We start from the raw sequence: 7,358 nt of genomic DNA on the forward strand, positions 1-7,358 counted from the left end.
GTGTAGTTAAGTAATACTACACTTTTTATTGCAGGAAATGTGGAAGTATAAAGTTTTCAATTAAAGACCATCTATTGCCTATGGGATGGCGGGTAACTTCCGATGCAATAGCGATAACCAAGTTTGCAGAGGGAATACATAGAATCATATTGCCTCCTGTACCCATTGCATAATAGGTGGAAATATTTCCAAGATCTCTTAACCACCAAAGGTATCCGTAGTGATTTCCATAGTCTTTGGTGCTCTCTTCAATCCAATTTTCAGATATTATACTTTCCCCCTTCCAATACCCCTTTCTTAAGTATAATAAGCCGAATTTTGCCATATCCCTAAGGGTTAAAGTTAAACCCCAACCTCCTACGGTAAGTCCTTGTTTATCTTCAAGCCAAGTTTTTTGCTGGGTGTAAAGCATATTCTTTAATTTAAAAGACTCTACTTTTTCATAGGGGATTTCATTCATACCTATTGGAAGAAATAAATTTTCATTGGCAAATTCTCTGGCAGTAAGTCCTATAGTCCTAGTTAAAATACCTGACAGAAGGTGAGCTGAGGCATCGGAATATTTGAATTCGCCTTCGTTGCTGCCTAAACCCAATATTTCCAGGGAGTACTTTATCCAGTTTTCGCTGTGTATTAGTTTTCCCAAATTTTGATTCATATTTTTATGGCTGTAGGGTGCCGACATTGTAAGAAGTCTTTCTATTGTAACCTTATCACGAACCTTGTTTTTAGAAAGTTCAAATTCCGGAAAATAATCTATAACTTTATCTTTAACGGAGTTGATACTTCCTCTATCTAAAGCAATGCCTATAAGCGCTGAAAGCACACTTTTAGTAACTGATGCCACATTGAATCTATCGTCAATCCCCTTGCTGTTATAGTAATTTTCATAGGCTATATGCCCTTCTTTTAAAATAATAATTCCATTTAAATTTTCATAGTTTGTAGTTATTTCTTTGTCTAAGTTTTTAAAAAAGCTCTCCTTTAAATTTAATTTAAAAGGAGACAGGATGTCCCAACTTTCTGTGGGATAGTATAAGTTTTTCATAAATACCTCCAAATTTAAAACAAAGGTCACTGTTATCATATATTATTTTAAAATTAAATCAAATTCACACTTTAATAGTTCTTTATAAATTTAAAGCTTATTATATATTACTGTTTCGTGGTAATATTAAGTAAGTATTAACTTAGGAGGGAGACTTTGATTTATTTTTTGTTGGCTTTAGTGCCCATATTGTTTTTAATTATAGCTCTAGTTCCTTTGAAAATGGCCAGTACTAAAGCTTGTGCAATAGCTTTGGTGATAACGTCAATAGAGGCTTTTTTCATATGGAAACAGAGTTTTATAGATATATTTACAGGAGCTTTAGAGGGACTTGTAATGGGAATATGGCCCATAAGTTTAGTTATAGTTGCTGCAGTCTTTACCTACAATATAGTTGTAAGTACGGGGAATATGGAAATTATTAAACGAATGTTGACGGCGGTATCAAGGGACAAACGGATTTTAATTTTAATAATTGCCTGGGGTTTTGGAGGATTTATTGAAGGTATGGCAGGCTTTGGAACTGCTGTGGCAATTCCTGCAGGCATATTGATAGGTCTTGGTTTTGAACCTGTATTTTCAGCTGTAGTATGTCTTGTAGCTAATACTACCCCGGTTGCCTTTGGAGCAATTGGATTAGCTATGGTAACATCGGCAGATTTGGCAGGGACAAGCTCCATATTGACCAGTACCTATTCAGTAATTCAAATGGCTTTTATGACAGTGGCAGTTCCTTTTTTAATTGTGTATATGGTGGGAAAAAATGAGGGCAGACCTTTAAGAGAAGTTTATAGGGGTGTGGGATTAGTCACTGCTATTTCAGGGGTTAGTTTTTTAGTATTTCAATTTCTAACTGCCTATTTTATTGGTGGGGAACTTTCATCAATTATAGGCTCGGTTTTTTCAATGGTGCTTACTGTTTTGGCAGCTAGATTTTTTAAAAATGGTGGAGATGAATTTAATATTGATATAGAAGCTGGGGAAGGTATTAATTTTAAAAAGGGATTGGTTGCTTGGGCTCCTTTTATATTGGTGTTAGTGTTTCTTCTTGGAACTTCAAATTTATTTCCAAGGATAAATAGTCTGCTTGCAACTGTAAGCTCCTCAGTTAGAATTTATTCGGGAGAAGGTGCAGCAGATTATATATTTAATTGGTTATCTACGCCCGGTACTTTAATAATTATTGCTGCGACAATTGGAGGATTAATCCAAAGATGTTCTTTAGTGGAGATCATTAAGATTTTATTTGAAACGGTGAAACAAACTTCAAATACGATTTTAACTATAGTCTTTGTACTGGCAACGTCTAAAATAATGGGATACAGTGGAATGACGGTAAATATTGCCGATTTTATAGTGGCTGTAACAGGTAATTTTTATCCCTTGGTGTCTCCGCTAATAGGCTCCATAGGAACTTTTGTAACGGGAAGTACACTTTCCAGTGTCGTGCTATTTACGGAAATGCAAGCAAGTACTGCCCTTGACTTGGGAATAGATGTTACTTGGATGGTGGCGGCAAATATTGTAGGAAGTACGGCGGGGAAAATTATTTCACCTCAAAGTATTGCCGTTGCAGCTGCAACTACTAATACCATAGGGCGGGAGAACGAGATATTAAAAGCTGTTTTAAAATATTATCTCCTTTTTATTGTGGTCTATGGCTTGGCAGCCTATATGGGAGTTTATTTTCTTTAAGTTAAATAGTTAGATAATTATAAAAGGGGGAGACCTCTTTTATTTTTTATGGAACCTTTTTAAAGGATAGTACGTCTAATAGGTGAAAGGAGGATGTGGAATGGATAAAAATGAAGTGTTTAAGGAGCTTATGCTCAATCGAGAGGAAAAACTTTATAGAATCGCATTTTCCTATATGAAAAATGAAGCGGATTCTCTTGATGTAGTTCAGGATACTCTCTTAAAAGCTTTGATGAAGTTTCATACTCTAAATGAATATACTTATTTTGACACTTGGATAATTCGAATTTTAATAAATACCGCTAAAGATCATCTGAGAAGGAGAAGAGAGAATATTTCTTATATAGATGAAGTTGAGGTAGAAGCAATAGAGAAAGATAGAGAGGGTACTTTGGATCTGCTTAATCTATTGGAAAATTTATCTGATGATGAAAGAGAATTACTGTACCATAGATATTTTGAAGATTTAAGAGTTAAGGAAATAGCAGAGAAACTTTCCTTGAAAGAGGGAACGGTAAAGAGCAGGTTGTCGAGAACTATTTCAAAGTTGAGAAGGGAAATGAGAGGTGAAATGTTATGAACTTAGATAAATTAAATAATATTTCCGTACCCAATGAGTTGGAAGAGGTAAAAGAGGAAGTATATGGAAGAAAAAATAAGGAAAAATACAGTATGGGAAAGTTTGCGGCAGCAGCTTGTCTGTGTTTGTTTTTCTTTGGCTTTACAATTCCTGGATATACTAAAAATCTGCCAATATATTCCCAAATATTTGAATTTTTTGAAATGGACAACTATCAAAAGGTAAGCACTATGATAAATCAGGAAGTTACAGACAAGGGTATTACTCTTAGAATTGTAGATGGAGTGTATTCGGGGAATAACATAGCAATTACCTTTGAAATAGAGTCGGATAAATTAAATGGAGAGGAGATTTACTTGGGTTTTGATTTGAGTTTTAAAAATGTAAAGCAATCCGGATGGGGCGGAGGTTTTGACGCGGAATATAGAGGTGATAATACCTATGTAGGTTATTTAAATATGAGTGCAAATTTTGATGAGGAACCACCTAAGGAATTAATTGCAAAGTTGAAGTTTAATAATTTGGAAATTTACAAAGACGATAATTTTGAGGATATGGAAAAGCTAAAGGGAAATTGGAACTTTGAAATTCCCTTAAGACAACTTGAGGGGAAGGTTACCGATAACTATGATTATGTAGCAGAAGAAGAGGGTTACTATGCAAAAATTAAAAAGATTTCAATGGATGACTTGGGTTTTGCTTTTACTATAGAGTACTGGAACGACTATGATGTTCCAGTATGGTTCTACAGCAGTTACTATGCTCATGTAGTAAGGGGAGAAGATGAAATTGAGGCTTTAGACAGTTGGGGAAAACCTGTAAATGATGTAGACTATATAGAGCTGGAAGGGGGAGGAGGAAGCGCTGTTCCTGAAAGAGGAGAAATGAACTACCGCTCCAAGACTTTGGAAGCGGGAGACTATAAACTCTACATTGAAATGAGAAAGGCAATGCATCCAGATATGGAATATAGCGTAGAAGAAAGAGAATTTCTTGAAGAAGCTCCCGATAAAATTTTCTTGGAAATTCCTTTTACAATTGAATAAAAATACAGCTTAAATGAGTAACCTAGATAAGTGAGGATAGATAAAAAGCGCTTTCTATTGAAGTTTATTGTGCAACAAAATAATAGAAGGTGCTTTTTATGTAAAAAAATTTAAAAACTAAAAATAAAACTAGAGGGTTAAAAATCAAAGAGCATAAATTGAAGTTTATGAGCACTAAAAAACACTATATGATAAAAATTTACGGGTAAAATCTAATTAATAGTAAATATTTCTACTTGTTTTTCAATAGAATAATATTTTTATTGCTGTTAGTTGTAGTAGTGTATATGACTTAGATTATAGGCATAGTCAGAACTATATAAAAATTTGAAATTAATAAGGAGGAAATAAACATGTCAACACATGTTTTTGTAAATTTACCTGTAAAAAATCTTAAAAAATCTACGGCATTTTATGAAAGTCTGGGTTTTAGGCAAAATAAGGAATTTTCCAATGGAAAGGCTAGTGCTATGGTTTGGGATGATAATTTTTGGATTATGTTATTAACACATGATTTTTATAATAAAATTTTAAAAGACAAATTCATAGCTGATGTAAAGAAGGTAAGTGGAGCTCTTATTTCATTTAGTATGGACAGCCCCGAAGCAGTTAAAAAGTTTGCCGAGGCGGCTAAAGAAAATGGTGGAAATTATTATAAGGTGGATATGGGAATTCCGGAAGATATAATGTGTGGATATGAAGTTGAAGATTTAGATGGAAATATATTAGAGCCCAGTTGGATGGAGATGTAGTATCTATTAAAGTTAAAAGGAGAAATGTTTATGTCAATAGATGTATTGGTTAATGTGCCGGTAAAAGATATTAAAAAGTCCATTATATTTTATGAGTGTTTGGGATTTAAATATGTAAAGGAATTTTCGTCAGAGGATACGGCAACTATGAAATGGAATGATAATTTTGCGATTACACTTTTGACACATGGTTTTCATAAAAAGCTGATAAGAGGAAAAAACACTGCCGATGCAGAAAAAGATATCGGTGTATTTGTTTCATTTATTTTGGAGAGTCCCGAGGCAGTTAAAAAGTTTGCTGAAGTGGCAAAGGAAAATGGCGGCGATTATTATGAAGTGGATCTTGGAATTTCAAAAGAGAAATTATATTTTTTAGAGGTTGAAGATTTAGATGGAAATATATTAGAGCCTAATTGGATGGTTATGTAAATCAGGTCGGAAAGTAAAAATTACCATAATAATTTTTTATAATTCTTGAAACAAAGACATTAAAAAGTTTTACATTAGAGATTGAGAGTTAAATTTAAAAATTAAAGCGAGCGGATTATATAATTTTTAATTGTAAAGAGATAAGGTGGAGCTGTTAGTAATACACTTTTTAATCTTTTGTAAGGCAAATAAATTTAATTGAAGCTTTAATAATCAATTGATTATATATAAAAATTAATTTATTTGTTACAATATACTTAACAAGAAACAGAGGTGTATAGATGAAGACTTCATATATATTAATGATTATTACAGTTATTTCAAAGGTTTTCGGACTTGTAAGGGAAAAGGCTCTGGCTTATTTTTTCGGAGTTGGAATGGTGGCAGACGTCTTTCTTGTGGCTTTTCAAATTCCTATGACATTTACAAATGTCATAAGTGGAGCTACAGCTAACGGATACATTCCCATCTACAATCAAATACTTGAACAAAGAGACGTAAAAGAGGCGAATAGCTTTACTGCCAACTTGGCAAATATAGTATTTATATTTACTTTTTTAATTTCAATAGCAGGTATAATTTTTGCTAAGCCCTTGGTAAAGGCAATGGCAATGGGATTTGAAGGGGAGAAACTTCAACTGGCAGTCTTTATGACCAGAGTGGGAATGTTCAGTATTTGTGCTACAAGTGTATTTTCTATTTTTAAGGCTTTTCTGCAAATAAAGAAACACTTTATAGTCTCAGTCCTTCATGCCATAGTAATGAATATAATTATTATAGCTTCCATGGCAATAAGTTATAAATTGGGAGCAAGTTACTTGGCCTGGGGTATTTTGGCGGGATTTGTATTTCAATATGTAATATTTTTACCCTATATTAAAAAATCCGGATATACACACAGTTTTAAAATTAAGAAAAATGATGAGAATTTAAAGCGATTATTTAAAATAATAATTCCTGTATTGATTTCCACTTCGGTGATAGAACTTAATTTTATTATTTCAAAATCCTTGGCGTCTTCTTTATTTGGCGGGGCAATTTCAACTTTAAACTATGCATATAAGCTGCAAAGTTTTGTAACGGGAATAGTTATAACCTCTATTACTACGGCAGTATATCCTGAAATGGCAAGAAGAGGAGCCTTAAACGACATAAAGGGATTGAGGGAAACCACTTCAGAGGCGATTTCTACAATGGCTCTATTGGTAATACCCGCTTCCGTGGGATTGTTTTTATTTGCCGGTCCAATAGTTGAACTGCTTTTTGTAGGAGGTGCTTTTACAGCTGAAGACGGTCAGCTGACGGCGCTTGTACTTTCCTTCTATGCCTTTGGAATTATTGGAATAGGCGTTAGAGAAATAGTTTCCAGAGTTTTTTATACTGTAATGGATGCCAGAACACCTGTGGTTAATTCAGTTATAATGGTAGTTATTAACGTGGGTTTAAGTATATTTTTATCTAGACTTTTAGGGATTAAAGGTCTTGCCCTTGCCACAAGTATTTCCTTTATAATCGGAGCTGTGTTAATAGTAATAAGCTTGAGGAAAAAACTGGGAAGTGTGATAACTAAGAAAACTACAGTGGACTTAATTAAAATAATAATAGCGACAGCGGTGATGGGGATTGTATCCTTAGTAGTATTTAAATTTTTATCAAGTGCTTTGGGAAATACACTATCTCTTTTTGGAGCAATAGCCATTGCGGGAATTACCTATTTAATAATGTTGATTTTATTAAAGGTAAGTGAGATTTATAATTTAATAAGTAAATTTAAAAATAGATAAAGACACAGTTTCCTGTGTCTTTTG

The 7,358-nt window shown here is 33.5% G+C and carries 7 protein-coding genes; 6 read left to right on the forward strand and 1 reads right to left on the reverse strand.

Features of this window, described 5'->3' with window-relative positions:
• Positions 1-25: 25 nt before the first annotated feature.
• Positions 26-1,048 (reverse strand): serine hydrolase domain-containing protein, encoded by a 1,023-nt coding sequence (locus EF514_RS10435; RefSeq protein WP_127725393.1) that lies wholly within the window; start codon positions 1,046-1,048, stop codon positions 26-28.
• 156 nt (positions 1,049-1,204) lie between these two features.
• On the opposite strand from EF514_RS10435, the gene EF514_RS10440 reads away from it, so the two are divergent.
• From EF514_RS10440 to murJ, 6 genes are all read left to right on the forward strand, one after another.
• On the forward strand, positions 1,205-2,743 hold the full coding sequence (locus EF514_RS10440; protein ID WP_127725394.1) for an L-lactate permease: 1,539 nt from the start codon (positions 1,205-1,207) through the stop codon (positions 2,741-2,743).
• Between the two features lie 100 nt (positions 2,744-2,843).
• A complete protein-coding gene (locus EF514_RS10445; protein WP_127725395.1) occupies positions 2,844-3,323 on the forward strand; it encodes an RNA polymerase sigma factor in 480 nt (159 codons plus the stop codon).
• Positions 3,320-4,369, forward strand: a complete 1,050-nt coding sequence (locus EF514_RS10450) for a DUF4179 domain-containing protein (protein ID WP_127725396.1) — start codon at positions 3,320-3,322, stop codon at positions 4,367-4,369. Before EF514_RS10445 ends, EF514_RS10450 begins: the two co-directional genes overlap by 4 nt.
• Before the next feature lie 353 nt (positions 4,370-4,722).
• The gene (locus tag EF514_RS10455) at positions 4,723-5,121 is read left to right on the forward strand and encodes a VOC family protein (protein ID WP_127725397.1); all 399 of its coding nucleotides are present in this window, start codon (positions 4,723-4,725) and stop codon (positions 5,119-5,121) included.
• Positions 5,122-5,151: 30 nt separating this feature from the next.
• Positions 5,152-5,550 (forward strand): VOC family protein, encoded by a 399-nt coding sequence (locus EF514_RS10460; protein WP_127725398.1) that lies wholly within the window; start codon positions 5,152-5,154, stop codon positions 5,548-5,550.
• Between the two features lie 281 nt (positions 5,551-5,831).
• On the forward strand, positions 5,832-7,334 hold the full coding sequence (gene murJ, locus EF514_RS10465) for a murein biosynthesis integral membrane protein MurJ (RefSeq protein ID WP_127725399.1): 1,503 nt from the start codon (positions 5,832-5,834) through the stop codon (positions 7,332-7,334).
• Positions 7,335-7,358 lie beyond the last annotated feature (24 nt).

This window comes from Anaerosphaera multitolerans (genome assembly GCF_004006535.1).
GTDB lineage: Bacteria > Bacillota > Clostridia > Tissierellales > Peptoniphilaceae > Anaerosphaera > Anaerosphaera multitolerans.

Coding starts and splice junctions, on each gene's coding strand:
- EF514_RS10435 (WP_127725393.1), bottom strand. CDS start 1,048: ATGAAAAACTTATACTATCCCACAGAAAGTTGGGACATCCTGTCTCCT.
- EF514_RS10445 (WP_127725395.1), top strand. CDS start 2,844: ATGGATAAAAATGAAGTGTTTAAGGAGCTTATGCTCAATCGAGAGGAA.
- EF514_RS10450 (WP_127725396.1), top strand. CDS start 3,320: ATGAACTTAGATAAATTAAATAATATTTCCGTACCCAATGAGTTGGAA.
- EF514_RS10455 (WP_127725397.1), top strand. CDS start 4,723: ATGTCAACACATGTTTTTGTAAATTTACCTGTAAAAAATCTTAAAAAA.
- EF514_RS10460 (WP_127725398.1), top strand. CDS start 5,152: ATGTCAATAGATGTATTGGTTAATGTGCCGGTAAAAGATATTAAAAAG.
- murJ (WP_127725399.1), top strand. CDS start 5,832: ATGAAGACTTCATATATATTAATGATTATTACAGTTATTTCAAAGGTT.